The following is a 23,775-nucleotide window of genomic DNA, read 5'->3' on the forward strand; positions in this document are numbered from 1 at the left end:
CCCTTCCCGCCCGTCCCGGGTCACCGTTTCGGTCGTCCGTGCCCGTCGGTTCGGTCGCCGGGAGCTCGTCGGTCCGGTCGCGGTGGCGACTGCCGTTTCGGTCCCGGCGGCCGCTCAGTACGCGTATCGCAGAACCGTCTCGCCGCCGCGGCTGACGACGACCGTGTCGCCGCCGTTGTTCCAGACCGCCGAATCGCTCCCCCAGTAGAGCGTATCGGCGGTGTTGGTCCCCGACCCGGTCCGGAGTGTCACCGTCTCGTCCGGCCCGAGCGCGAACCCGCCCGGGAACGTGTAGGTGTGGCCCGCCTCGTCGCCGACCGTCCACCCGCCCAGTTCCAGCCGCCCATCGCCGTCGTTACCGAAGACGACGTATTCGTCGTTCAGGTTCTCGTGGTCGTTGCCCGCCGCGTCGGCGTGAACGCGCTCGACCGTCAGTCCCGGGTCGGAGGTGGCGACCGGGCCCCCGGTGTCGACGGGGCTGCCGCCGTCGGTTCCGCTACCGCCGCCCGCCGCGGTCGCGTTCGGGTCCCGACAGCGCCACAGCCCGCGCCGGTCGGCCTGGGCGTCGGCCTCCGCGGCGTAGTACCGTTCGGACCGCTGGAACGTGCTGTCGTACACCCGGGCGTGCCCGGTCGCGAGCAGTCGGTACGTGAAGTCCGTGTGGTTCACGGCTGTCGCGGTGCCGTTCGTCGCGGTTCCGTTCGCAACGGTCGGCGCGCTCCCGCTCGCTCCGCTCGCGTTCACGTGGACGTACGCCAGCAGTCGGTCGTAGCGGTCCCGGCGGTCGGCCGCAGGGTCGGTGACCAGCGTCACTCGCTCGCCGGCCAACCACCGTTCGGCGAACGCGCTGGCGTCCTCGCCCGCGGATTCGAGGCACGCGGCGCCAGCGGCGGTGTCCGGCACCCCCTCGAACTCCGCGGGATCGTTGTCGGCGTACACCTCCGGCGTATCGACGCCCAGCAGCCGCACCGTGTCCGTCGACCCGTTGGCGTAGCGCACGTCGATGGTGTCGCCGTCGACCACGTCGACCACGGTCGCCGCCGTCCCGTTCGCCACGTCGGGCGCCGCGGCGGTCGGACCCGTGGAAGTCTCCTCGCCGACGGAGACCGAAAATCCCGCGCAGCCGCTCAGGACCGCCAGTAACGCCACCGCGAGGACCGCCGCGGGTCGGCCGTTCATAGCTACGATCGGTCCGCCGGACGCATGAGCGTTGGCACCTCGGAAGCGGCGGTGTTCGGTTCGGAGCGCGCAGGTATCGACCACCTCGCATAGTATTACGGGGTCGGGATAGCCATTACTGAGCGTGAGAGGTAACTCTCGCGACGGGGTTCCCGAGATACTCTCGTACGTGGTCGCTGCCGCCGTGCTGGGCGCCGTCGTGGGATATCTACGTGCGGGATCGGTCGGTGGTGCGCTCGCGCTCTCCGTCGCCGTCGGTCTCGGAGTGGCTCTCGGCATCCTCGGTCTCGAAGCGTGGAGTCGATACTTCTGATTCGGCCAGGTCACCGCGGAAGATGGCCCACGGGAGCTACCCCCTGAAGGCGTTCCGGGCCGGCGAATCGACGCTGTTCGACCACGAGCGCGAGGAGGTGGGGGATATCTCTCGGCGGTCGCTGCTACACCTCCAGTGCAACAACGGCCTCGAAATCACGTTCTCGCCGCGGGCGAACCGCCCATAGCGGCGGCCGCCGTTCGGGGACTACTCGTCGAGCGCAGCCGCGTCGACCCGCAACTGCTCGACGACCGATGGCCGTCCGCGGACCGACAGCGCCACCGTCTCGGGGCCGTACTCGACGGACTCGACGACCGCGCGGTCGTAGGCCCGGGAGACGATCCCCATCGCGTCGTCGCGGTTGGGGAGTCGCAACTCGGCGCGGTCGGTCGGCAGGCGGTCCGCGACGGCGGCGCGGAGGCAGTCGAGGTTCGTCCCCTCGCGGACGCTGACCGGGACCGGTTCCGGTGCGAGGTCGGCGACCACCTCTCGGCGCTCGGCCAGCGCGTCGTCGTCGAGCAGGTCGACCTTGTTCAGCGCCGTGACGACCGCCGACTCGTCGACGCCCTGGCCGCCGAACACGTCGAGCGCGACCTCGACCTTCTCGCGCAACTCCGAGGGCGGGTCGCTCGCGTCGGCGACGAGGACGACTGCGTCGGCCGCCGCGGCGTCCGAGAGCGTCTCGCTGAACGACTCGACCAGCCAGTGGGGCAAGTCCGCGACGAATCCGACGGTGTCGGTACACAGCACGCGCCGGCTGTCGACCGTCGCCCGCCGCGTCGTCGTCTCCAGCGTCTCGAACAGCCGGTCCCGCACCGCCGCTGTCTCCGTCGCCGCGTCGGGGTGTCCCTTCGGGTCGCCGCCCGGGGACTCCTCGATCGCCAGATCGTCGGCCAGCCGGTGAAGCAGCGTCGACTTCCCGGCGTTGGTGTAGCCGGCGAGCGTCACCAGGTCGAACCCTTGCTCGCGGCGCTCGGCGCGGTGCTGCTCGGCCGGATGCGGCAGGTCCGAGAGCTTGCGTTCGAGGTCGGCGATCCGATTTTTGACGCCGTGTAACCGTGTTCCCTTCTCGACGCGCTTGTTCAGTCCCTGTACGTCCGAGCGCGCCTGCAACCGCGGGAGGTCGTACCGCAACCGCGCGAGCTCCGTTTGTAGTTGCGCCCGTCGCGTGCCCGCCCGGTCGGCGAAGATGGCGAGCACGAGCCGGTAGCGGTCGAAGACCGCGGTTCCGTCGGGGAGCGCTTCCCCGATAGCGGCCGTCTGCCGGGGCGTCAGCTCCCCGTCGACGGCGACCAGATCCGCGCCCGTCTCCGCGACTCGTGTCGAAACCTCTGTGACTTTCCCGCGCCCGAAGTACGTCCCCGGGTCCTTCGCGCGGGCCTGGGTCACCGCGTCGCGGACCTCGTATCCCGCGGCCTCCGTCAACGCTCGTATCTCGTCGGTGTCGACCGGCGGTTCGTCCGCCCGCGCCGCGACTATCGCTTTCGTTCCCGTCTGTCGTCTCATGTGTCTGTCTCTGTGGGTGGTGTCGGTCTGCGAGCGATACCGTCCGACGACCGCCCGATCGCCGGACGGCCGCCGGGCTATCGGACCGTCTAAGATCACCGGTTACGGGGCCGCTTCGGTGTTACATCGCCGCTGGCACGCGCTCGTCGAAGGCGAAACGTTACGGACCGAGAGCGAGCCGGTGACCGGTCAGCAGAAGTGTCTGATCTCCATCACCGTGTCCACATCGTCGGCACCCCTCGTCAAGAGCGTTGCCGTGGTGTGGCACTTTCCCACACGACTCTCAGAAGTCGCCGAGCGTGGCCTGTCCCTTCTTCAGCGATTGCGCGGGGATGCCGAGCTCGGAGGTGACGCTGGTCGCGAACTCGTCGGCGAAGCCGTGCTGGGTGTACACCTGCTCGGGGTCGACGGCGGCGACGAGGGCGAGGAGTTCGTCGTAGTCGCAGTGGTCGGTGAGGACGAATCCCTCGTCGAACCCCCGCCGGTAGACGAACGAGTCGTCGACGGCCCACCCCGAGAACCCGGCCGTGACCGCGCCCGTCGCCTCGACCAGCGACTCGACCCAGGGGCTCCGCGGCGACCCCGAGCAGACGAGCGCGTCGCCCGGCCCCAGATCCACGTCGTCATCGTAGCGCTCGCCCGGGAACGTCACGTCGCAGTGGCGCTCGATCACGTCGCTCACGTCCGCGACGGCGTCGGTGACGAACACCCGCTCGCGCGGCGAGTCCGCGAGGATCCGCTGGAGCTTCTGGGCCCGCCCCAGCGCGTAGCCGAACAGGAGGACCGGCCGGTCGGTCGTCGCCGCGAGCCATGACCGGACCGCGGCCGCCGACTCCTCGGTCGACGGGAACCGGTATTCGGGCTTCCCGTAGGTCGTCTCCAGGATCAGCACGTCGGCGTCGACGGGCTCGAACCCGTCGAGGTGGAACCGGTCGCGCGTCGAGCAGTCGCCGGTGTACAGGTACCGCCGCCCCGTCTCGGGGTCGGTGAGTCGCATCGCCCGCGAGCCCGCGACGTGACCCGCGGGGAACAGCTCGACCGCGGGGTGGTCGACCGCGGTCGGAGCGGCGCCGTCGCGTCGCGCGTCGAGCAGCGCCGCCGTCAGCTCCGAGGCGACGACCGCCGAGCCGCTGGCGTAGTGGTCGCCGTGGGCGTGGCTCACCAGCGTCGCGTCGGCGTCGCCGCTCCCGTCCGCGACGAACCGCTCGCCGCCGGTGAACGTCACCTCGATCCCGCTCCCCAGCTGGACGCGCCGAGTCACGCCCGTCCGTATGCCCCTCGGTCGAATATACGTGTCGTCGGGCCGGCGGTCGCCACGGCGAATACGTTGTATGTCACCGGATACGTCGCCACTGCTGCGGCGAGCTTTCGCGGGTCCCTCACGGTCGAAGCGACAGGCCCAAATCGCCGGAGGACGTGCCGATCGTACGGGGTACGTGCCGCCGAGAAACAACCAGGCACGGCTTCGAACCCGACCATGGCAGACCAGATACGCGATCCGTCGAGAACCAACAGGATCGACACGGCGATCGGACTCGTCCTCGAAGACCAGCGCACCGCCGAGCGACGGCAGGTGATCTACACCGACGCGCGGGTGGTGCTCCTGCGCGACGAGTCGGGCGGGACGACGCTCGTCCGCCGCGACTCCTTCGACGCCGAACTCGGGACGCGCTACCGGCCGCGACCGGGCGCCGAGGCGCCCAGCGACGCCGGACAGTACGACCGACTCCGCGAGCACCTCGCCGCCTACGAGCGCGATGAGGGCCGCAAGGCGAAACACAAGGCCGACGCGCTCCGCGAGGCGCTGGACCTGCTCGCCGAGCCGAACAGTGGCGACGCAGGCGGCACCAGCGGCGATTCGGACGGCGGTGATGCGGACGACGGCGACGCCGGCGGGAGCGCTACCCACGCGGACCCGGAGGTCCCGTTCGAGGAGGTCCCGGGTATCGGCCCGAAGACGGCCGGGAAGCTCCGAACCGCCGGCTACGTCACCGAGAGCGACGTGCGCGGCGCGGCGGACGACGCGCTGCTGGCGGTCGCCGGGCTCGGCCCGGAGAGCCTGTCGAACCTCCGCGAGTTCGTCGGCTGAGGACCGTCTCGGGGCGGCCGGCGCCGTCCGCGACGCGGCGGGAGCGACTGCTGCGACAGTCGGCCTACCACTCCAGCAGCACGCTGTCGCCGGCCGACAGGCCGAACGCCTCGTCGCCGCGGCCCCTGTTGACGGCGAGTTCGACGTTGCCGTGGCTGCCGACGGTCACGAGCCTGTCGCCGGGGTCGCGGGCCGCGTAGGCGTCGCGGACCGGGATCAGCTCGTCGTCGACGCGGATCCCCTCGCAGTCCGCGATGGGGTCGCCGGGGACGTTCGTGATCACGTTGCCGAACCCGTCGACGACGAGCACCTCGCCGCGGGCCCCCTTGGCGACCATATCCGGCTCCGGGAACGTCAGGTCCACCCAGTCGTCGGTCCGGGAGCAGCGGTCGAGGGCGGCCGGACCTCCCTCGTCGTGTACGTCGGCGGCGGCGGGCGCGAACACGTCCCGGCCGTGGAACGTGGTGCTCGCCGTCTCGCTGTCCTCGTACTCGATCTCCCACACGTCGAAGTCGTCGCCGCTGGATTCGGCCTCCGCATCGCCACCGGCGAGCTCGCGTGCGACCGGGATCGCGACGCCGTTGTCCGGTGCGACGATAGCGTGGTCGCCGGCCTCGACGACGAGCGCGCTCCGGTCGGTCCCGACGCCGGGGTCGACGACGGCGCAGTGCGTGGCGGGCGGGAAGTACGGGAGCACCTCGCGCAGCCAGAAGGCCGCCGCGCGCACGTCCTGGCGCGGGAAATCGTGAGCGATGTCCTCGATCCGGGCGTCCGAACGCGAGCAGATCACGCCCCGCATCGCCGCGGGATAGGGGCTCGGGAAGTCCGAGGCGAGCGTTATCATACCCGTCGACACGGCGATTCGGCGGTTAATTCCCTCGGTCTCCGGCGGGATCGGACGCCCCCGGCCGGCCGCGAACCGTTCACAGCACCCGCGCGTCCGCGGGGTCGAACCCGAGCGCCAGCGCGTCGCCGTCGTGGGGCTCGGGCGTCCGGAAGACGACCGTTCGGTCGCCCCAGTCGGCGTAGTAGCGGGTGGTCTCGCCGAGGAACTCCGCGGTGTCGAGCGCGACCTCGAAGCGATTGGCCTCGGCGTCGACGGTCAGGTCCTCCGGGCGGACGCAGAAGGTCAGGCGGTCGTCGGCGGTACCGGACCGGTCTCCGATCCCGTCGTCGATCCGGAACTCCGTCCCGTCGACGGCGACCGCGGTCCCGTCGCCGTCGCGACCGACGACCTCGCCGCGGAAGAGGTTGTTCTCGCCGACGAACGAGGCGACGAACTCCGTCGCGGGCCGCTCGTACACCTCCCGGGGGGTACCGACCTGTTCGACGGCTCCGTCGCTCATGACTGCCAGGCGGTCGGAGATGGCGAGCGCCTCCTCCTGGTCGTGGGTGACGTAGACGGTGGTCACGTCCAGCTCCGTCTGGATGCGCTTGACCTGCCGGCGCAGCGTCTCGCGCAGGCGAGCGTCCAGCGCCGACATGGGCTCGTCGAGCAGGAGCACGTCGGGGGCCGGCGCGAGCGCGCGGGCCAGCGCGACCCGCTGTTGCTGGCCGCCCGAGAGCTGGTCGGGCTCGCGGTCGCCCATCCCCGACAGGTCCACCAGATCGAGCAGGTCGGTCACCCGCTCGTCGACGGACTGGCTGTCGGGCGGGTCGGCGAACTTCAGCCCGTAGGCGACGTTCTCGCGGACGCTCATGTGCGGGAACAGGGCGTAGTTCTGGAAGACGATGCCCACGTCGCGGTCCTCGGTGGGGACGCCGGCCACGTCCTCGCCGCCGAAGCGGACGGTCCCGGAAGTGGGCGATTCGAGGCCGGCGATGGTCCGGAGGGTCGTCGTCTTCCCGCAGCCCGACGGGCCGACGAGGGTGAAGAACTCCCCCTTGGCGATGTCGAGGGAGACGCCGTCGAGCGCGACGGTGTCGTCGAAGGCCTTGCGGACGGCCGCCAGTTTCAGGTCAGCCACCGAACCCACTCCCCTCGCCGAGCCTGTCGATTATCACGAAGCTCACGCTCGTCACGACCAGCAGGACCACGCCCATCGCGGTCGCGGGGCCGAGCCGTCGGCCGATGAACCGCTCGATTGCGACCGGCATGGTGTAACTGGTTCCGCCGGTCGCCAGTATAACCGTCGAATCGAACTCGCCGACGCTGATGGCGAAGGCGAAGGCCGTCCCCGCGAGGACCGCCGGGATCACCAGCGGGAGTTCGATGTCGAGCATGACGCGAGCGCGGGAGGCACCGAGCGAGCGCGCCGACTCGACGATGGAGCCGTCGATGCCCGAGAGCGCGGGCGCGACGTTGCGCGTGACGAACGGGTAGGCGCCGACGGCGTGGGCGGCGACGATGGCGAGGCCGCCGGTGACGGTGAAGCGGTAGCCGAAGGCCTCGGTGCCGAAGACGAACCCGCGCAATAGCCCGAGGCCGACGACGACGCCGCTGACCGCGAACGGCGCCATCGAGAGCGTGTCGATCAGTTTGCGCCCGCGGAACTGTCGGGTGCTGACGACGGCGAGGAACACGCCCATCGGGACCGCCACCAGGAGCGTCCCCGCGCCGAAGATCAGGGAGTTCGTGACGGCCGTCAGCGGCTTGACCTGAAAGGCGTAGGCGTCGGCCTGGCGCTCGACCAGGAAGCGGTAGTTGCGGAGCGTGAACCCCTCCGGCCCGGTGACGCTGCTGAGGAGGAGGCTGACGATGGGGACGACGAAGACGACGACAGCGACGACGGCGTAGCCCCAGGCGAACAGCCGGCGTTTCGTCGCCGGGCCGACGAGGTCGATGCGGTCGGGCGGCCGGGCGGCGCTCGTCGCCCGCTGGCGCGCCTCGTAGCGCAGGTAGGCGTAGGTGAGCGCCAGCGAGAACAGCATCTCCAGCGTCGCGAGCGTCGACGCGGTCCCGTAGTCGAGCTGGCTGATCCGGTGGTAGACCCACACCTCGACGGTCGCCAGCGAGAGCCCGCCGAGCGCGAGGACGATCGCGAACGACATGAACGAGAAGATGAACGTCAGCAGCGCGCCGGTCAGGATCGCGGGGAGCAACTGCGGGATCACCACGTCCCGGAACGCCCGCAGCGGCGACGCGCCCAGCGAGCGGGCGGTCTCGGTCATCTCGGCGTCGATCCCCTCCCACGAGGCGGCCGTGATCCGCGCGATCAGCGGCGCGTCGTAGAAGGCGTGCGCGAGGACGATGATCCCGAGCGTGCCGGTGAAACTCGACACCTCCAGGCCGAGCGACTGCAGCGCTCGGACGACGACGCCGTTCGCGCCGAACGTGGCGACGAACCCGATCGCGACCAGGATCGTCGGCATCACGAACGGCAGCGCCGTCAGCGAGCGGATCGTCCGCCGACCGGGGAACTCGAAGCGAGCGAGGACGTACGCGCCGGGCAGCCCCAGCGCGATCGCGGCGATCGTCGACAGCAGCGCCTGGTAGGCGGTGAAGCGGAACAGCTCGCGATAGAACGGGTCGCGCAGCACCTCGGCGACGGTCGCGAGCGTGTAGACGCCGTCGACGCGGACGGCCTCGACGAGGACGGTCCCGACCGGGTAGAAGAACATCAGCGTCAGCAGCGCGAGCGTCGCGACTGCGAGGACGGGGGCGCTCAGCCGCTCGGCGACCCGCGTGACCCGCATCTACTGCGTCGCGATCTGCCGGGACCAGTCGTTGAGCCACGGCTCGACGTTGCCCATCAGCTCGTCGTAGCCGAAACTGACGATCTCCTCGGGCTCGTACACCAGGTCGTAGTAGTCCGAGGGGAGCTCGGCGTTGTCGACCGCCGGGAGCGCGACGTTGCGCTGGGCGATCTCCGCCTGGACCTCCGGCTGCAGGACGAAGTCGATGAACTCCGTCGCCAGCCCCAACTTGTCGGTGTCGGTGAAGGGCGCGGCGCCCTCCAGGTACGCGTAGCCCGAATCGTTCAGGAAGCCGACCTGGTGGCGGGCCATGTCCTGGTCGTAGCGGTCGGCGTACACCTGGTCGGTCGAGAACGAGACGACCATCGGCGCCTCGTCGTTCGAGTAGGCGTCGTAGGCGGTCCCCCAGTCCTGCAGGATGCGCGTCCCGTTGCCCATCAGGTCGCTCCAGTAGTCGAGGTAGCCGTCCTCGCCGAACTGGTCGATCGTCCAGAACATGAACTCCAGCCCCGTCTCGCTGCTCTGGGGGTTCGGCACGAGCAGCCCGTTCTCGTAGGGCTCGCTCGCGAGGTCGTCGAAGGTCTCGGGCGCGGCGACGCCGCGCTCGTCCAGCGCGTTCTGGTTGTAGACGAGGCTGATGTACGAGGCCCCGACGGGGATAGCCCGTTCCTGGGGGTCGAAGCGGTAGTCGTCGACGATCGCGCCGGCGTTCGAGAGGTCGGCCGTGTCGACGCTGGTGAAAAGCGACTCGCCGTCGCCGACCGCGCGGTCGGCCTTGACGAGGTTCTCCGGCGCCAGCCCGAGGAACAGGTCGGTGTCGATGCTGACTCCCTGCTGGCGCCGCTGGAGGAAGTAGTCCATGCTGTTCTCGGGCGCGAACCACCGCAGATCGGCGTCGAACTCCGACTCGAAGCGCTCCTTGAGCCAGGGGCCGGGGCTCGAACTCGGCGCGTCGACGAACGACGGGTACGTGCCCACGCGCAGCAGCGGCGTCCCGCCCGAGGCCGTCCCGGTCACCGTCCCGTCGGCGGTCGCGGTCCCGTCGCCCTCCGTGGCGGTCCCCCCGCTCTCGGGCGTGTCCGTCGACCCGCCGTCCGTGTCGGTCGAGCCGTCGTCGGTCGGTTCGGCGCTACAGCCGGCCATCAGTCCCGCCGCCCCGGCGCCCGCGGCCGTCAGGAAACGTCGTCGGTTCATGACCGAGGAATATCGGTGCCGAATGAAATACCTCGCGATCCGGACCCGGCGATCCCGGACAAAATATCCCGTTCTGGGACACGAACGGACAGAACTGGACAACGAAACGGAACGAACCGGAACCGACGGGGGCGAAACGGAGGAACCGGACCGGCTCGGATGGCCCCGGAGTTCGCCCGCGATCGAGGCCGCGCGGCGTCAGATGTCGACCGTCGGCACGGGCGACTCGTCGGACCGGCGCTCCTCGACCATCGCGGCCCGCTCGTCGTCGCCCATCGGCTCGAAGTCGGCCGCCGCGTCGAGGATGTCGTCGACGAGCCGCGGGTCGCCGGCGTTGGTCAGCGTCGTGACGCCGTCCTGAGCGAGCGTGAAGCGGAGCGAGCGCCGCAGCTCCGCGGGGTCGTCGTACGGCTCGTACCACGTGTTGTACGGTCGCTCGTCTTCCGGCAGGTCGTCGGGCCAGGGCTGCTTCGCGAAGGTCTTGATCGCGAGCACGCCTATCCCCTGCTCGGAGAGTTCGCGCGCGAGCGCCGGGAACGCGTGGTCGTCGTCGTCGTGGGCGGCGACGGTCGCGTTGACGGGGAACATCGCCGTCTCCAGGTCGGGGATGCGCTCGACGGCCTCGCGGATCACGTCCGGGGACCCGTGGCTCGTCAGCCCGATGTGGTCGATGATGCCCTCCTCCTGGGCCTCGCGGTAGGCCTTCAGGGCGCCGTCGTCGGCGGTGATCGCGTCGACCTCCGCCGACTCGGTGACGGCGTGGAACTGGTAGAGGTCGATGTGGTCGACGCCGAGGCGGTCGAGCGACGCCTCCAGTTTCTCCCAGGCGCCCTCGTAGCTCCGTTCGAGCGTCTTGCAGCCGAGGAACACCTCCTCGCGGCGGTCGGCGAGCGTCGGCGCGAGTTTGACCTCGGCGGTGCCGTACTGCGGGGCCACGTCGACGTGGTTGACCCCGCGGTCGAGGACCCGTTCGGTCATCTCGTCGGCCTCGTCCTGGTCGAGGAAGTCGAGCGCGATGGCGCCGAAGGTGAGGACCGTGCTGTCCTGGCCGGTGTCGCCCAGCGGTCTGGTCTCCATAGCGGCTGTTGGTGCGAGAGCGAGAAAAACCCCGGTGAGTCCGTCGACCGTGGGTAGCTCTGGCGTATGCTTTATCACCGGTGACCGGCAAGGGGCGATCATGGTTCAGTGTGAGATGTGCGGGAGCGAGACGAGTTCCCCCAACCGCGTCAAGGTCGAGGGGGCGGAGCTCGACGTCTGCGACGAGTGTACCGACTTCGGTACCGAGGTCAAACAGCAGTCCTCGTCGTCGGCCTCGACGAAGTACTCCACGTCGTCGTCGGACTCGTCGTCGAGTTCCTCGGGCTCGTCGTCGTCCGGGTCCTCGTCGAGTTCGGGCGGCTCCTCGCGGCGCCGGGACATGTTCGACGAGATGGACGAGCTCGCCCAGGACTACGACGAGACCGTCCGCTCGGCCCGGGAGGCCGCGGGACTGAGCCAGGAGGACCTGGCCCGCAAGCTCAACGAGAAGGCCAGCCTCATCCGGAAGATCGAGCGGGGCGACACGCTGCCGAGCGACGACGTGCAGCGCAAACTGGAGAGCGCGCTGGACGTGAATCTCTCGGCGGGCGGGACGGCCGACGAGTCCGAGTGGTCCGGCGGCGACTCGACCGGCGAGTACACGCTCGGCGACGTGGTCGAACGGAAAGACTCCTGAGAACCCCGCGAAGCGCGGGCCGGCGACCGCGCCCGGACGCGACCGCTCAGTGTTTGTTGGCGACGTAGTCGTCGCCCAGGTCGTCGGCGATCCCCTGGATGGTCTCCTCCATCTCGGCGATCTCCCGCTGGAGGCGCTGGAAGGTGTCGCTGTCGGCGAGTTCGGATTCGGTCTTCTCGACCTGCAGGACGTTGCGCTTGAGCTTCTTCGCGGTGAGATCGCGCTTGCGGTCGGTGTACTCAGAGAGCTTCAGCAGGCGGTCGACGACCTCGGTGAGCCGGTCCCTGGTCACGGGCTTGACGACGTAGTCGTCACAGCCCATGTCGATGATGTCGAAGTCCGGGTCGACGGCGGTGACCATGGCGACCCGACACTGGAGCCCGCGCTCCTCGATCTCCGCGAGGACCTCGTTGCCGGAGACGATCGGCATCCGCCGGTCGAGCAGGACCACGTCGAGATCCGAGGCGAGCATCTCCATGGCCTCGACGCCGCCGTAGGCCGTGCGCACGTCGTACTCGCCGTCGAGGTACTCCGTGTACAGTTCGGCGAGGTGATTCTCGTCCTCGACGACCAGCACCGTCCCTCGATCGACGGACCCCTGTGTCACAACGCCCTGATATTGCGAGTTGACTGCCTTAACTCTCACCCCTCGGCGCCCGGACCGATTCCCCGACCGACAGCCGACGACCGGCGAACGGTTCGCGGCCGTTCGTCCGGCCGCGGCGGCCCCGTCGTCGCCGCACTCGCAACCTATTTGGCCGTCGGGGTTCGCCACTCGGGTATGTTCGTTCTGGTCAACCTGAAAGCCTACCCGTGTGACCCAGTCGAGATCGCCGAGGCGGCCGCCGACGTGAGCGACGAGACGGGCGTGCGCGTCGCCGTCGCGCCCCAGGCCGCCCACCTCTCGGCGGTCGCCGAGACGGGCGTCGAGACGTGGGCCCAGCACGTCAGCCCCGTCGAGCACGGCAGCCACACCGGCAGCACGCTCGCCGAAGCGGTCGCCGACGCCGGCGCCGAGGGCACGCTGATCAACCACTCCGAGGCCCGCCGGAAGCTCGCCGACATCGACGCGAGCCTCGACGCGGCCGAGCGGGCGGACCTGGAGACGGTGGTCTGCGCGAACAACCCCGACCAGGTCGGCGCCGCGGCGGCGCTCGGCCCCGACGCCGTCGCTGTCGAACCGCCGGAACTCATCGGGACCGGGACGCCAGTCAGCAAGGCCGACCCGGACATCGTGACCGACGCCGTCGAGGCCGCCGCCGCGGTCGACGAGTCGGTCGACGTGTTCTGCGGCGCGGGCATCTCGACGGGCGACGACCTCGACGCGGCGTGCGACCTGGGCGCGACGGGCGTCCTGCTCGCCAGCGGCGTCGCGAAGGCCGACGACCCGCGCGCCGCGCTCGAAGACCTCGTCGAACCGCTCGCCTGAGTCGTTCGGGCGAGGAAAGTCAGTCGATCGAGGGGAGATCGACGATATCGCGGACGCGCTCGGCGTCGACGGCGAGTTCGACCTCCTCCGCCTCGCGGTCGAACCTCGCGAGCCCGGCATCGTCGAGTTTCGGCGCGTGAACGTGATACAGCGCCGTAGTCGTCGAGCGGACGGTCGACTCGGCCGACCCGGTACCGTCGTGTTTCCGCGCCGCGAGCGCGTCGGCGACCGACGACAGGTGAACCGGCCCCTCGCGGTCGGCCAGCATCGCGAGGACGAACCGCCGGTCGGCGACGGCGAGCGCGGAGTAGACGAGGTCGTCGTCGGCTTCGGATAGCTGTGAAACGGGAACGGTCGTGGGTTTCTGGCTGCTCATCGTATCTCCGGAGAGGCGCCGGAGCCGGTTCAGCCACCGCCTTCGATCGTACCGCCGTTCAAGTACCGTCGGCTTCCCCGTCGAGCAGGAGCGCGTTCCGGACCAGCACGGCGGAGCCGCGGCGGACCCGCTGGGACGCCGCGTTTCCGGAGATCCCCAGTCGCTCGCCGAGTTCGGCCGCCGAGGCGTCGCGCGGCACGTCGAAGTAGCCCGCGCGGACCGCCGCCGCGAGCGCCTCGTACTGCTCGGCGGTCAGGCCGTACTCCCGCTGGCGGGGGCCGGAGGGGTGCCACAGCGAGCGCACCTCGAAGCGACGACCCGTCTCCTCGAAGTGCCGCTGGAACGACGAGACCATCTCCTCGTCGGCGAACCTGAGCCGGAGCGACCAGGCGTCGCTGGCGGCCGACGCCTCGACGATCGACGCGTGGTGGTCGACCATCTCGTGGATCAGCGTCTGGAACGCCTCGTCCCAGACGACCCGGAACATGACCGCGTCGTCGGTCCGCTCGGCGACCGACACCGTCTCGACTGCGGGCGCGCCCGCGATCGAGTCCCCGAACGCGTTGAGGTCGCCGCCCGTCGCCCAGAGGAACGGGAACACCTCGCGCGGGCTGTGCGTCGCCTGCCGGTCGGCCGTGACCTTCGTCTCCGGGTGCTTCGCGAGCGGTTCCGCGAGGGCGAACGACGCGGCCGGCACCGTGAAGTCGCCGATGACGCCCACGCGCACGATACGGCCCTCGTACCCATAAGGGTCCGCTGGCGATTCGATACCGGCTGGATGCCGGATACTCCCGGGGGGTTCCTCCTCCCCGCGAGCGACACGTCGTGACCGACCGCTCCGATCGCTCGTGTGAAACAACTACAACTCTCACGCCGCTCTCCGAAATCCAGATCGTCTCAGAGAAGGCGGTTGTCCGGTTCGAAGGGCAACGGATTGGCCGATCGTGAGCGACCATCCAGTATAGTATTGCACAAGAATACCAAAACTATATGCCCGTAAGGGTCGTACGAGAGAGTGATGACAACCGAGACAGCGGGCGACTCCGGTGCAGGGACGGACGCTCCGGTCGCCGTGAACGGCGAATCGGAGCTGGACGAGCTGGTCGCGAGCGGTGACGTGGTGCTCGCGGACTTCCACGCGGACTGGTGCGGTCCGTGCAAGGCTCTCGAACCGGTGGTCGAGCGGATCGCCGAGACCACCGCGGCGACGGTCGCGAAGGTGGACGTGGACGCCAACCAGCAACTGGCGTCGAGCTACGGGGTTCGCGGCGTCCCGACGCTGGTCCTGTTCGCCGGCGGCGAGCAGGTCGAACAGGTGGTCGGCGCACAGCCCGAGCCGCAGCTGCGGGCGCTGGTCGAGGAGTACTCCGGCTAGATGACGGCGAACCGAACCGACGGGGGTCCGGCGTCCGGGACCGACCGCGCGGTGAACACCACCGACCCGTCGACCGTGGCCGACCCGGCCGACCGGATCGTCGTCTCGTTCCGGTCGCCCGAGGTCGACGCCGACGGGGCGGACGGCTGGTGGGTCGCCGACAGCGCCTGGATCGTCGAGAAGATGGCCGAACGATCCTACCGGCGGTACCTCCGCTGGGCCCACGCCGGTCCGGTCGCCGCCGGCGAGGAGTGGGAGGAGTTCGTCAACTGCGGCTGTGCCAGCCCTGAGGACGTGGTCCTCCGCGTCGAGGCCGTCGAGGGCGGGGGCGCGATGGGCGCCGAGACTCACATCGAGGTCGTCCCGCGCAAGGCCGTCGTCGACGACGAGGTCCCCGGCACGTCGGCCTGATCCGACCGCGACCGCCTCCGGAACCGCTCTCGCTTCCGCTGTCGGAGGGTATTTCCTCGGCTCGTCGCTAGGCGGGGCATGGTCGACGACGCGGGTCGCGACGGGACCAGCGACGAGACTGACAGCGAGTCCCGGGACGCGGTGCCGCCGAGTTCCTACGCGTTGGTCGTCCTCGGCGCGGTGAGTTACCTCCTTCTCATGGCCAACTGGTTCGCCCTGGCGGCCTTTCTCGAACCGATCGCCCGACAGCTCGGGCTCTCGGACACCCAGGCCGGCGCGCTGGTCGGTGCGGTCCCGCTCACCTACGTCCCGCTCTCGCTGCTATCGGGACTCGCGCTCGACCGCATCGGCGCGCGCCGCGGCATCGCGCTCGCGGTGGGTATCTTCGGCGTCGCGCAACTGCTGCGCTCGGCGACGACCGGCTTCGTCGGGATGCTCGCGACCACCGTCCTGTTCGCCGTCGGCGCGACCGGGATCACGTTCGGCCTGCCGAAGCTCGTCGCGAGCGTCTTCCCCTCGCGGCTGCTCGGGACGATGTCGACGGTGTACATCCTCGGCTCCTACGCCGGCACCGCGACGGCCTACAGCGTCGGCCGGGCGATCCTCGGCCCCGAACTCGGCGGCTGGCGACCCACCTTTCGCGTCCTCGCCGCCGCGGCGCTGGCCTTCCTCGTCGTCTGGCTCCCGGTCGCCGCCTGGCACGCGCGCCGGCACGGCACCCCCTACGGCGGCGACGCCGGGAGCGACTTCGCGCTCGGGTCGCTCCGCGCGGACGTGGCACAGGTGTTCTCCCACCGCGTCATGGGACTGCTCGTCGTCGTCGGTACCGTCTATCTCCTGCTGGGCCACAGCCTCCAGGGGTGGCTTCCCACCCTCGCGGGCGCCCGCGGCGCGACCCCGGCGAGAGCCGCCACAGTCGCGACCCTGTTCGTCGTCGGCCAGGCAGCGGGCACGGTGGTCGTCCCGCCCCTCTCCGACCGCATGGGGCGCCGCCGAGAAGCGGTCGTCGCCTGCGGAGTCGCCGCGCTCCTGGGGGTCGCCGGTCTCGCCGTCGGCGGTGGTGTCCTCGCCGCGAGCGTCGCCGCCATGGTCGTCGGGACCGGCGTCGGCGGGGTCTCGCCGCTCGTCCGCGCCATCCCGACCGAGATCGACGAGATCGGTCCCGCGCTCACCGCGACGGCGGTGAGCCTCGTCTTCGCCGTCGGCGAACTCGGCGGCTTCTTCGGGCCGTTCCTCGTCGGCGGCCTGCGGGACCTCACCGGGTCGTTCGTCCCGGGGCTGGCGGTGCTGGCCGTGGGTGCGCTCGCGATGATCGCCGCGGGGATGCGGCTGCCGGAGGTCTGAATCGACGGATCCGCGGAGAAGAGCGGACTCCGTGAGCGGCGTCACGGTCCGCTGGCGCGTCAGTCGAGGATCTCGACTTCGTCGTTGTCGGCCGCGAGGGTGGGGTCGTCATCGGTATCGGCTCCGTCGCCGCCGGTGTCGTCGGGAGCGGGGTCGTCGAGAGATGGCTCGGTGGGTTCGTCCCCCGCGGGTCCGTCCCCGGCGGCCGTCGCCGTGTCCGTCCCGTCGTCTTCGGCGTCCTCGGCCTCCTCGTGTACGCCTTCGAGGTCGTCGCCGTCGAGCGCGCGCTCGACCTGCTGGACGAACGAGTCGACCGTCTCGCGGTCGGTGCGCTCGCGCAGGAGAGTGGGGACGCGGTAGTCGTAGCGGCCGCGGCCGACGTGTTCGACGAGGCCGTGGACGCGCAGGCGCCGGTTGCGGGCGTAGGCCTCGGTTCGGTCGTCGGAGCCGCCGGCGGCGAACAGCGCGTCGGTCGCCGTCCCGGGACCGTGGTCGCGGTAGTAGCGCAGCATCTGTCGGGTCTCGGGCTCCATATCCGCCAGGTCGTCGGCCAGGTCGCGCGCGAACGCCGCGGCGTCCTCGACCGCCCCGTCGTCGACGGCCGTCGAGGTGCCCGCCTCGAAGGCGTCGGTCGCGCGGTCGCCCAGCGGGTCGTCCTCGACGCCGTCGAACCCGCGGGTCATCGCCGCGTCGTCGCCCCCGGCGAGGCCGTCGTCGGTTCGGGCCGGAGTCCCCCCATCTGTGGCGGCGCTCTCGGCGGGTTCGGCGTCGTCGTCGCCGAACGCCCCGGTCATCCCACCGAACGACATCCCGCCGTCGTCGATCGCGGCGGTGTCGGCGCTGTCGGCGCTGTCGGCGTTCGCCTCCGTGTCCGCATCCTTCCCGTCGGGGCCGCCCTCCCAGGCTTCCGCGCGGGCGGCCTCGTCGCCGGGCCAGGTCATCGTCGAGTCGTCGTAACCGTCGTCCTCGCGGGCGGTCTCGTCCGGCAGCGGCGGTTCGTTCTCGGCGGCCGGCGCTTCGGCCGGCACGGGGCCCTCGACCCACTCCTCGGCGTCGTCGAGCGACGACTGATCCCCGTTCGCGGCCGCGCGGCGGTCGCGCATCCGCTCCTGCTCGGTGCGACCGGGGTTGGCGCCCTTGACGTGGTCGACGAGCGCCTGCGTGAACTGGTCGGCCATGCGCTGCATGTCCCGGGCGTCCTGCAGCTCCGCTTCGAGCTCGGCGATCCGCGAGTTCTTCTCGTCGAGCTGTTCGCGCAGCTCGGCGATCCGGTCCTCCGTCTGCTCTTTCTCCTCGCTGATCTCGGCGAGTTCGGAGACGAGGTCGTCGCTGACGGACTTCAGATCGGGGCGTTCGAAGTCGTCGAGGCCGGGGGTGGCGCCGGCGTCGAAGGTCTGCTTGCGGCGGAACTGCACCCGCCGGATCTCCTCGTCCCAGTCGTTCATCATGAACGCCTCGCCGTCGTCGAGATCCTCGACCGCGGAGGCGTAGTCGCCGTCGAGCACCCGTTTGACGACCTTGGTGTCGTTGTTCCAGGTGAGCCGGTGCCAGACGAGCCAGTCGCACTGGGTGATGAAGTCCTTCTTCACGTCGGCCGGGCGCTGGCTGATGCCGACGATGCCCAGGCCGTGCTTGCGGCCCCGCTTGGAGATCTTGATGAGCATCTTGCCGCACTCGCCGACGCTGCCCTTCTGGGGGATCCACTCGTGGACCTCCTCGACGAGCATGAGGAAGGGCTGTTTGAGCTTCTTGGCCTTCGCAAAGAGGCGCTTGGACACCTCGGTCAACAGATCGGCGGCCTCGTCCTCGTCGAGGAACGACGACACGTCGAGGATGATGGGGACGTTCTGTTCCAGCGCGAGCGTGGCGATCTTCTCGGCGTGCTCGGTGGTGACCTGGATGTCGCACTCGTCGTCGGCGCCGGCGTGGAGGATCTCGTACTCCTCCTTGAGGCCGTAGTACTCGCCGTCGATGTCGACGATGAGCATGCCGAAGCCGTTGTCGAGCAGTTTCTCGACGACGACGCTGGCCGTGTTGGACTTGCCCGAGCCGGACTTGCCGGTGACGAACCCGCGCCCGGTCAGCAGCTCGACGACCGGCAGGTCGACGGCCCGGCCCGGCTCGCCCGACCCGCACGGTCCGTCGCTCACGTCCGCGACGGTGATCGACTCTGTCTCTGCCATTGTCGATCCACACCCGCGGCCGAGCCATAAGCCCCCGTCAGACCTCCGTCTGACGCCGGGAACTGGACCGTTCGTCGGCGACCGCCACGCCGCCCGCGGGTCGCCGGCCGTCCGAGGTGCGTCGGGATGGTCAATACATTTACCAGCGGAGCCCGAATCGGGGGTAGAGTGGTGGCGACCGATGGAGTGGACGGGACGGTGACGCGCTACGAGACCCACGTCGAGGAGGGGACCGTCTACGTCGGCGGCCCCGACGGGCCGCTGGAGATCGGCCCGCTCGACGCGGTGCTCGACGCGGTGGGCGGCCCCTCGTGGACGATCAGCTACTCGCTCGCCGAGCGCGAGCGCCACCCCGAGATGGACACCTCCGACGCCGGGCTGACCGTCGACGTGGTCGACATGATGCACACCATGACCTTCGGCGAGCGCTTCGTCGAGACGATGGCCGCCCACCCGGTCGAGACCCCCGAGAACGACGAGCTGTCTCCGCGGATGGGCCTGTTCGTCGGCAAACTCCTCGACAACCTGGAGAACGGCGTGGACTGACCGGCCGGACGAACCGGCGTCGGCCGACCCGACCGTCGCGGGCCGGCCGGCGAGTGTCGGCGACGACCCTTTCCGCTCGAATCGACTACTCCCGCTCGATGGACCACTTCGAGCGGAGCGGCTCCGTCCGCGGCCCGGGCGCCGCCGCGCTCGCGGGCCGGACCGTCGCTGTCGCGGTCGTCGCCCTCCTGGCCGTCACCGCCGCGGTCGGCCTGGGAGTGGTCGCGCTCGGCGGCGGGCCGGGCCCCGCGGTCGACGCGCAGAACGCCACCGCGTCACCGGCCGACGGCACCGGACCCTCGCCGGGCGACTCGGCGGAGACGGTCGTCGGCGGCGCCGACCCGGTCGCGCTGACCGACGACAGAGAGTCGGCCGCGACGGCGGGGTCGGCGGGTACCGCCGCGGGCGCGAGTGCCGAGATCGACACGACGCTGATCGAGCGGGCGATCCACGAGCGGGTCAACGAGATCCGCCGCGATCGGGACCTCCCGACGTTGGCCTCCGACGAGGACCTGGCGGAGATCGCCACCTACTACAGCCGCCGGATGGCCGACGAGGAGTTCTTCTCGCACACCGGGCCCGACGGGCAGACTCTGCTCGACCGCTACGACCGCTTCGGCTACGACTGTCGGGTCGACACCGGCGGGCAGCGGTACGTGACCGGCGGCGAGAACCTCGCGTACACGTACGCCTACACCCCGGTGCAGACCGAGGGCGGCGTCGTCAGCTACGACGGCAACGAGACCGAAATCGCCCGCGGCATCGTCGAGGGGTGGATGAACTCCCCGGGCCACCGGGAGAACCTCCTGCGGCCCTACTGGAACCGCGAGGGGATCGGCGTCGTCCTCGACCCCGAGAACGGCCAGACCCAGGTGATCGCCACGCAGAACTTCTGTTGAGCGGCGTTCGGTCGCCGGTGAGGCGCCGACGGGCTCAGTCGGCCCGGCGGGCCAACACGAGCCCGGTTATCGACCCGACCGCGGCGATGCCGGCGAGGGTGAGGAACAGGGCGGTCGCGTCCGCGACGGCGAGGATACCGCCGGCGATGGTGCCGCCGAGCGCGCCGACGCCGAACACGCCGAGGTAGGTGAACCCGTAGGAGAGCCCGCGCGTGCCCGAGGGCGTGTACTCGGCGACGGTCGCCTGGTACATCGGCTGGACGACGAACAGGAACGCGCCGAGCACCGCGCCCAGGGCCATCAGCGGGACGAATCCCGCCTCGGAGACGGGGACGAACAGGACCGCCAGGACCGCGAGCGCGCCGAACGACCCCGCGAGGCCGTACTCGACGGGGATCCGGTCGGTGAGCTTCCCGCCCGCGTACTGGCCGAGGACGCCGACCAGCAGGAGCCCCGAGTAGAAGTACCGCTGGGGCTCGATCCGCCGGCCCGCGCCCGACTCGACGCCGAGGGTAGACCTGACGGACTCGGGGAGAAGGGCGTCGGCCGGGATCGGCTCGAAGCCCGGCAGCCCCCGGAGCAGTTCCGGAAGGAAGGTGAGGACGCCGCGGTAGTACAGTCCCGAGCACATCACGACGACGAACACGAGCGCGAACCCACCTGCGAGGAGGCGTCGCGACTCCGTCAGGAACTCGCCGAGGTCGTCGACGCCGCTGGAGGCCTTCGACCCGCCGTCGGCAGCAGCGGAGTCGTTTACTGCCGCGGTCTCGTCGAAGTCCGCCCGGGCGGCGTAGACGGCCGCGAGCACGGCGGGCGCACCCAGCACGAGCGCGACGGTGCGCCACTCGACGAACAGCAGCATGACCGTGGCCGCCAGCGGGCCGAGCCCGATGCCGAGGTTGCCCGCGATGCCGTGGTAGGCAAGTCCCGTCCCGCGCTCTTCGACGCCCTTGCTGATGAGCGAGAGGCCCGCGGGGTGGTAGACGCTGGCGGCGATCCCCCACAGCACCAGCGCCGCGGCGACGACGAGCATGTTCGGCGCCAGCCCGAGCAGGACGTAGGAGAGCCCCATCCCGAGCAGGCAGACGCTGATGAGCCGCCGCGAGCCGATCCGGTCGACGAGGACCCCGCCGGGGAGCGCGCCGAGGCCGAAGAGTCCGTAGCCCAGCGTGACGACCACACCGACCGTCGCCGTCGTCACGTCGACGCTCGCGACGCCGAGCGGGATCGTCTCGAACTCGACGAGCCAGACGACGACGAACAGCGGGACCGTCATCTCGTAGGTGTGGACCGCCGCGTGGGCCAGCGACGCGATCCCCGTGATCGCCCTATCGTTGCCGTTCACTGGACTCCCGTACCTCGGCGAGCGTCTTTATCCCGACGATAGCGGAACTCTCCCCGTGCCCGCGGCGACCGTGTCATCGCGGCCGTCACTCCGCCTCGACGACCTCGTTGCGCAACGTCCCGACGCCCTCGTAGGTGATCTCGACGGTCTCGCCCGGTTCGACCGTCCCCGGGTTCGCCGGACTCCCGAACGCGACGCAGTCGCCGGGCCGGAACGTGAACCGGCGAGAGAGATAGGAGACGACCTCGTAGGGGTCGAACAGCATCAGCTCCGTGTTGGCATCCTGCCGGAGTTCACCGCCCACGGTGGTCTCGATGTCCAGGTCCGTCGGGTCCACGTCCGTCTCGATCCACGGCCCCAGCGGCGCCGAGGTGTCGAACGCTTTCCGAGCGGTTCGGCCCTGCTGGTCGAGCGCGTCCACGTCGTTCATGACGGTGTATCCGCGAACGACTTCGGGCACGTCCTCCGGCGCCACGTCGCGACAGCGCTCGTCGATCACGGCGACGAGCTCGCCCGCGTAGGTCAGCTCGTCGGTCCACTCGGGGTAGTAGACGGGGTCCTCGGGACCGACGAGCGCGGCCGGGGGTTTGATGAAGAAGTCCGGTTCCTCGGGGCGTTCGTAGTCCATCTGGTCGAGCGTCGCGGCGTAGTTGCGGCCGACGCAGTACAGCGCCGACGGCGAGCAGGGGTAGGTCAACTCGCCGTCGCGGCCGACGACGTACTCGCCGTCGTCGGTGACCACCGTCCCGTCCTCGTAGCGGCCCTCGACGACGCCTTCGGGGGTCTGCAGTCGTGCCAGTCGCATGGCTCGCCGTTGGACGCTCTCCGATAACAATCCCCGGTATCCCCGGCGAGCTACTCGTACTCCCGCAGGGAGCGCTGGCCGTCGGGACCGCCCGGAGCGTCTCGACCGTCCGACCCGTCCGCGTCGTCGTCCGCGGACGCGACGGACGGCGAGTCGTCCGCCGTCGCGCCGTCGCCCGTCCCCGACGATCGGCCCTCGAACCCGGCGAGGCTGGCCTGGTCGCTCTCCGCGAAGTCGAGCTTCGAGACGCGGACGCCCAGTTTGCGGACGCGGTCGTCGTCGAACTCCTCTAAGAGATCGAGCGCGGTCGACTCCAGCAGGTCCGGGTCGTCGACCGGCCCCGGGAGCGACTCGGCGCGCGTGTTCACGTCGTAGGGCGGCGTGACGACCTTGATCCCGATGGTCCGATAGAGTGCCCCCTCGCGCTGGGCGCGGTCGGCCACGTCGCCGGCCAGCGCGCGCACCTTCTCGCGCTTGCGCTCGCCGTCGTCGGTCGCCTGGGTGAACGCCGACTCCCGCGAGAGGCTCTTCGGTTCGCCGACGGGCGTCACCTCGCGTGGGTCCTCGCCGCGGGCGTAGCGCCGGACCTCTAGCCCGCGCTCGCCGAACCGCTCCCGAACCCGCTCGGAGTCGGCGGCCGCCAGGTCACCCGCCGTCTCGATACCCATGTCGCGCAGCTGTCGGGCGGTGACGGGGCCGACGTTGTGGATCTCGGCCACGTCCAGCGGGGCGAGAAAGTCACGGACCTCGCCGGGTTCGACGACGACGAGGCCGTCGGGTTTGTCGTAGTCGCTGGCGATCTTCGCCGCGCTCATCGTCGGCGCGACGCCGACGCTCGCGACGACGCCCACCTCCTCGTCGATGCGCTCCTTCAACTCCGCCGCGAACGCCTCGACTTCGTCCCACGCGACCCGGTCGGTCACGTCGAGGTACGCCTCGTCGATGCTGACCTCCCGGACCACCTCGGCGGCGTCGTGGAGGATCGACTTCACGTCCGCCGCCACCTCGCCGTAGTAGTCCAGGTCGACCGGTCGGTAGAACCCCGCCGCCTCGACGTCCAGATCCGGGTCCCGCGCGGCCTCGACCTTCCGCGGGAGCCGTTCGAGGGCCTCGGAGATGGCCATCGCGCTCTCGACGCCGAACTCTCGGGCCTCGTAGCTGGCGGTGGCCACGGCGCCGTGGGCCTCCTCCGACTCGTATCCCATGCCGACGACGAGCGGCTGGCCCTCCAGCGCGGGCTCGCGCAGGCGTTCGCAGGCGGCGTAGAAACAGTCCATGTCGACGTGACACACCACTTGGTCGGGCGTCGCGTCGGTTCCCAGCGTCTCGAGGTCGCCGCTCATCGGTGTCGGCGCCTCCCGGTCGGCGTCGGTCGGCAGTCCGCGATCCGGCGCTCGCTCGCGGCCATCGCTTCTGTCCCCTCTCTAGCGT

The 23,775-nt window shown here is 70.6% G+C and carries 25 protein-coding genes; 10 read left to right on the plus strand and 15 right to left on the minus strand.

All coding sequences use genetic code 11. The annotated features are described in order from the left end of the window. Positions 1 to 114: 114 nt before the first annotated feature. A complete protein-coding gene (locus HZS54_RS18185; protein WP_179918490.1) occupies positions 115 to 1,179 on the minus strand; it encodes a lamin tail domain-containing protein in 1,065 nt (354 codons plus the stop codon). A 124-nt stretch (positions 1,180 to 1,303) separates the two neighbouring features. Here HZS54_RS18185 and HZS54_RS18190 point away from each other — a divergent pair, with 124 nt between their 5' ends. Further along, entirely contained in the window at positions 1,304 to 1,492 is a 189-nt protein-coding gene (locus tag HZS54_RS18190) for a hypothetical protein (protein ID WP_179918491.1), read from the plus strand. Positions 1,493 to 1,514: 22 nt separating this feature from the next. Next, the gene (locus tag HZS54_RS18195) at positions 1,515 to 1,679 is read left to right on the plus strand and encodes a hypothetical protein (protein WP_179918492.1); all 165 of its coding nucleotides are present in this window, start codon (positions 1,515 to 1,517) and stop codon (positions 1,677 to 1,679) included. A gap of 20 nt (positions 1,680 to 1,699) precedes the next feature. Here the strand turns inward: HZS54_RS18195 and hflX are convergent, their stop codons facing one another. Both hflX and HZS54_RS18205 read right to left on the minus strand, forming a co-directional pair. Then, positions 1,700 to 2,998, minus strand: coding sequence for a GTPase HflX (gene hflX, locus HZS54_RS18200; RefSeq protein WP_179918493.1), 1,299 nt, complete (start codon positions 2,996 to 2,998; stop codon positions 1,700 to 1,702). Between the two features lie 283 nt (positions 2,999 to 3,281). Then, a complete protein-coding gene (locus HZS54_RS18205; protein ID WP_179918494.1) occupies positions 3,282 to 4,259 on the minus strand; it encodes an MBL fold metallo-hydrolase in 978 nt (325 codons plus the stop codon). A gap of 216 nt (positions 4,260 to 4,475) precedes the next feature. On the opposite strand from HZS54_RS18205, the gene HZS54_RS18210 reads away from it, so the two are divergent. Further along, positions 4,476 to 5,087, plus strand: a complete 612-nt coding sequence (locus HZS54_RS18210; protein WP_179918495.1) for a helix-hairpin-helix domain-containing protein — start codon at positions 4,476 to 4,478, stop codon at positions 5,085 to 5,087. Positions 5,088 to 5,151: 64 nt separating this feature from the next. On the opposite strand, the gene HZS54_RS18215 is transcribed toward HZS54_RS18210, so the two are convergent. The 5 genes from HZS54_RS18215 to HZS54_RS18235 all read right to left on the minus strand — a co-directional run bounded on the left by HZS54_RS18215 (position 5,152) and on the right by HZS54_RS18235 (position 10,994). Beyond that, positions 5,152 to 5,931, minus strand: a complete 780-nt coding sequence (locus HZS54_RS18215; protein WP_179918496.1) for an SAM hydrolase/SAM-dependent halogenase family protein — start codon at positions 5,929 to 5,931, stop codon at positions 5,152 to 5,154. Positions 5,932 to 6,010: 79 nt separating this feature from the next. Continuing rightward, positions 6,011 to 7,054: an ABC transporter ATP-binding protein gene (locus HZS54_RS18220; protein ID WP_179918497.1), complete on the minus strand. Its 1,044-nt coding sequence runs from the start codon at positions 7,052 to 7,054 to the stop codon at positions 6,011 to 6,013. Beyond that, entirely contained in the window at positions 7,047 to 8,723 is a 1,677-nt protein-coding gene (locus tag HZS54_RS18225; protein WP_179918498.1) for an ABC transporter permease, read from the minus strand. The genes HZS54_RS18220 and HZS54_RS18225 overlap by 8 nt, the downstream gene beginning before the upstream one ends. Beyond that, entirely contained in the window at positions 8,724 to 9,917 is a 1,194-nt protein-coding gene (locus tag HZS54_RS18230) for a thiamine ABC transporter substrate-binding protein (protein ID WP_179918499.1), read from the minus strand. It lies immediately after the preceding gene. A gap of 198 nt (positions 9,918 to 10,115) precedes the next feature. Beyond that, positions 10,116 to 10,994 (minus strand): aldo/keto reductase, encoded by an 879-nt coding sequence (locus HZS54_RS18235; protein ID WP_179918500.1) that lies wholly within the window; start codon positions 10,992 to 10,994, stop codon positions 10,116 to 10,118. Positions 10,995 to 11,094: 100 nt separating this feature from the next. On the opposite strand from HZS54_RS18235, the gene HZS54_RS18240 reads away from it, so the two are divergent. After that, complete coding sequence (locus tag HZS54_RS18240) at positions 11,095 to 11,631, plus strand: multiprotein bridging factor aMBF1 (RefSeq protein WP_179918501.1); 537 nt, start codon at positions 11,095 to 11,097, stop codon at positions 11,629 to 11,631. 46 nt (positions 11,632 to 11,677) lie between these two features. Here HZS54_RS18240 and HZS54_RS18245 read toward each other — a convergent pair whose 3' ends face one another. Then, positions 11,678 to 12,238, minus strand: a complete 561-nt coding sequence (locus tag HZS54_RS18245; protein ID WP_246391690.1) for a response regulator transcription factor — start codon at positions 12,236 to 12,238, stop codon at positions 11,678 to 11,680. A 174-nt stretch (positions 12,239 to 12,412) separates the two neighbouring features. Here HZS54_RS18245 and tpiA point away from each other — a divergent pair, with 174 nt between their 5' ends. Then, positions 12,413 to 13,060 (plus strand): triose-phosphate isomerase, encoded by a 648-nt coding sequence (gene tpiA / locus HZS54_RS18250; protein WP_179918502.1) that lies wholly within the window; start codon positions 12,413 to 12,415, stop codon positions 13,058 to 13,060. A 19-nt stretch (positions 13,061 to 13,079) separates the two neighbouring features. On the opposite strand, the gene HZS54_RS18255 is transcribed toward tpiA, so the two are convergent. Then, complete coding sequence (locus HZS54_RS18255) at positions 13,080 to 13,436, minus strand: DUF7344 domain-containing protein (protein ID WP_179918503.1); 357 nt, start codon at positions 13,434 to 13,436, stop codon at positions 13,080 to 13,082. A gap of 58 nt (positions 13,437 to 13,494) precedes the next feature. Continuing rightward, positions 13,495 to 14,157, minus strand: a complete 663-nt coding sequence (locus HZS54_RS18260) for a helix-turn-helix domain-containing protein (RefSeq protein ID WP_179918504.1) — start codon at positions 14,155 to 14,157, stop codon at positions 13,495 to 13,497. A gap of 297 nt (positions 14,158 to 14,454) precedes the next feature. Here HZS54_RS18260 and trxA point away from each other — a divergent pair, with 297 nt between their 5' ends. The 3 genes from trxA (at position 14,455) to HZS54_RS18275 (ending at position 16,566) form a co-directional block, all read left to right on the plus strand. After that, positions 14,455 to 14,811, plus strand: a complete 357-nt coding sequence (gene trxA / locus HZS54_RS18265; RefSeq protein ID WP_179918505.1) for a thioredoxin — start codon at positions 14,455 to 14,457, stop codon at positions 14,809 to 14,811. Further along, positions 14,812 to 15,222 carry a DUF7968 family protein gene (locus HZS54_RS18270; RefSeq protein WP_343063061.1) on the plus strand — a complete coding sequence of 137 codons (411 nt, stop codon included), beginning with the start codon at positions 14,812 to 14,814 and terminating at the stop codon, positions 15,220 to 15,222. It abuts the gene before it with no gap. Between the two features lie 78 nt (positions 15,223 to 15,300). Then, positions 15,301 to 16,566 (plus strand): MFS transporter, encoded by a 1,266-nt coding sequence (locus tag HZS54_RS18275; protein WP_179918506.1) that lies wholly within the window; start codon positions 15,301 to 15,303, stop codon positions 16,564 to 16,566. A 59-nt stretch (positions 16,567 to 16,625) separates the two neighbouring features. On the opposite strand, the gene HZS54_RS18280 is transcribed toward HZS54_RS18275, so the two are convergent. Beyond that, positions 16,626 to 18,749 carry a helicase HerA domain-containing protein gene (locus tag HZS54_RS18280; protein WP_179918507.1) on the minus strand — a complete coding sequence of 708 codons (2,124 nt, stop codon included), beginning with the start codon at positions 18,747 to 18,749 and terminating at the stop codon, positions 16,626 to 16,628. A gap of 198 nt (positions 18,750 to 18,947) precedes the next feature. Here HZS54_RS18280 and HZS54_RS18285 point away from each other — a divergent pair, with 198 nt between their 5' ends. Both HZS54_RS18285 and HZS54_RS18290 read left to right on the plus strand, forming a co-directional pair. Continuing rightward, positions 18,948 to 19,295 carry a hypothetical protein gene (locus tag HZS54_RS18285; RefSeq protein ID WP_179923065.1) on the plus strand — a complete coding sequence of 116 codons (348 nt, stop codon included), beginning with the start codon at positions 18,948 to 18,950 and terminating at the stop codon, positions 19,293 to 19,295. Positions 19,296 to 19,393: 98 nt separating this feature from the next. Continuing rightward, positions 19,394 to 20,194, plus strand: coding sequence for a CAP domain-containing protein (locus tag HZS54_RS18290; RefSeq protein WP_179918508.1), 801 nt, complete (start codon positions 19,394 to 19,396; stop codon positions 20,192 to 20,194). Positions 20,195 to 20,228: 34 nt separating this feature from the next. Here the strand turns inward: HZS54_RS18290 and HZS54_RS18295 are convergent, their stop codons facing one another. From HZS54_RS18295 to dinB, 3 genes are all read right to left on the minus strand, one after another. Continuing rightward, on the minus strand, positions 20,229 to 21,539 hold the full coding sequence (locus HZS54_RS18295; RefSeq protein ID WP_179918509.1) for an MFS transporter: 1,311 nt from the start codon (positions 21,537 to 21,539) through the stop codon (positions 20,229 to 20,231). 85 nt (positions 21,540 to 21,624) lie between these two features. After that, entirely contained in the window at positions 21,625 to 22,344 is a 720-nt protein-coding gene (locus tag HZS54_RS18300) for a fumarylacetoacetate hydrolase family protein (protein ID WP_179918510.1), read from the minus strand. Between the two features lie 50 nt (positions 22,345 to 22,394). Then, the gene (gene dinB, locus HZS54_RS18305; protein WP_179918511.1) at positions 22,395 to 23,687 is read right to left on the minus strand and encodes a DNA polymerase IV; all 1,293 of its coding nucleotides are present in this window, start codon (positions 23,685 to 23,687) and stop codon (positions 22,395 to 22,397) included. Between the last annotated feature and the right edge of the window lie 88 nt (positions 23,688 to 23,775).

Source organism: Halosimplex pelagicum (assembly GCF_013415905.1).
Classification (GTDB): domain Archaea; phylum Halobacteriota; class Halobacteria; order Halobacteriales; family Haloarculaceae; genus Halosimplex; species Halosimplex pelagicum.

What these genes read in the sequence shown, in the direction of transcription:
- HZS54_RS18255 (WP_179918503.1), bottom strand. Translation starts at nt 13,436, where the DNA reads ATGAGCAGCCAGAAACCCACGACCGTTCCCGTTTCACAGCTATCCGAA.
- HZS54_RS18210 (WP_179918495.1), top strand. Translation starts at nt 4,476, where the DNA reads ATGGCAGACCAGATACGCGATCCGTCGAGAACCAACAGGATCGACACG.
- dinB (WP_179918511.1), bottom strand. Translation starts at nt 23,687, where the DNA reads ATGAGCGGCGACCTCGAGACGCTGGGAACCGACGCGACGCCCGACCAA.
- HZS54_RS18195 (WP_179918492.1), top strand. Translation starts at nt 1,515, where the DNA reads ATGGCCCACGGGAGCTACCCCCTGAAGGCGTTCCGGGCCGGCGAATCG.
- HZS54_RS18185 (WP_179918490.1), bottom strand. Translation starts at nt 1,179, where the DNA reads ATGAACGGCCGACCCGCGGCGGTCCTCGCGGTGGCGTTACTGGCGGTC.
- HZS54_RS18235 (WP_179918500.1), bottom strand. Translation starts at nt 10,994, where the DNA reads ATGGAGACCAGACCGCTGGGCGACACCGGCCAGGACAGCACGGTCCTC.
- HZS54_RS18240 (WP_179918501.1), top strand. Translation starts at nt 11,095, where the DNA reads ATGGTTCAGTGTGAGATGTGCGGGAGCGAGACGAGTTCCCCCAACCGC.
- HZS54_RS18215 (WP_179918496.1), bottom strand. Translation starts at nt 5,931, where the DNA reads ATGATAACGCTCGCCTCGGACTTCCCGAGCCCCTATCCCGCGGCGATG.
- hflX (WP_179918493.1), bottom strand. Translation starts at nt 2,998, where the DNA reads ATGAGACGACAGACGGGAACGAAAGCGATAGTCGCGGCGCGGGCGGAC.
- HZS54_RS18230 (WP_179918499.1), bottom strand. Translation starts at nt 9,917, where the DNA reads ATGAACCGACGACGTTTCCTGACGGCCGCGGGCGCCGGGGCGGCGGGA.
- HZS54_RS18290 (WP_179918508.1), top strand. Translation starts at nt 19,394, where the DNA reads ATGGACCACTTCGAGCGGAGCGGCTCCGTCCGCGGCCCGGGCGCCGCC.
- HZS54_RS18225 (WP_179918498.1), bottom strand. Translation starts at nt 8,723, where the DNA reads ATGCGGGTCACGCGGGTCGCCGAGCGGCTGAGCGCCCCCGTCCTCGCA.
- trxA (WP_179918505.1), top strand. Translation starts at nt 14,455, where the DNA reads ATGACAACCGAGACAGCGGGCGACTCCGGTGCAGGGACGGACGCTCCG.
- HZS54_RS18300 (WP_179918510.1), bottom strand. Translation starts at nt 22,344, where the DNA reads ATGCGACTGGCACGACTGCAGACCCCCGAAGGCGTCGTCGAGGGCCGC.
- HZS54_RS18280 (WP_179918507.1), bottom strand. Translation starts at nt 18,749, where the DNA reads ATGGCAGAGACAGAGTCGATCACCGTCGCGGACGTGAGCGACGGACCG.
- HZS54_RS18275 (WP_179918506.1), top strand. Translation starts at nt 15,301, where the DNA reads ATGGTCGACGACGCGGGTCGCGACGGGACCAGCGACGAGACTGACAGC.
- HZS54_RS18270 (WP_343063061.1), top strand. Translation starts at nt 14,812, where the DNA reads ATGACGGCGAACCGAACCGACGGGGGTCCGGCGTCCGGGACCGACCGC.
- tpiA (WP_179918502.1), top strand. Translation starts at nt 12,413, where the DNA reads ATGTTCGTTCTGGTCAACCTGAAAGCCTACCCGTGTGACCCAGTCGAG.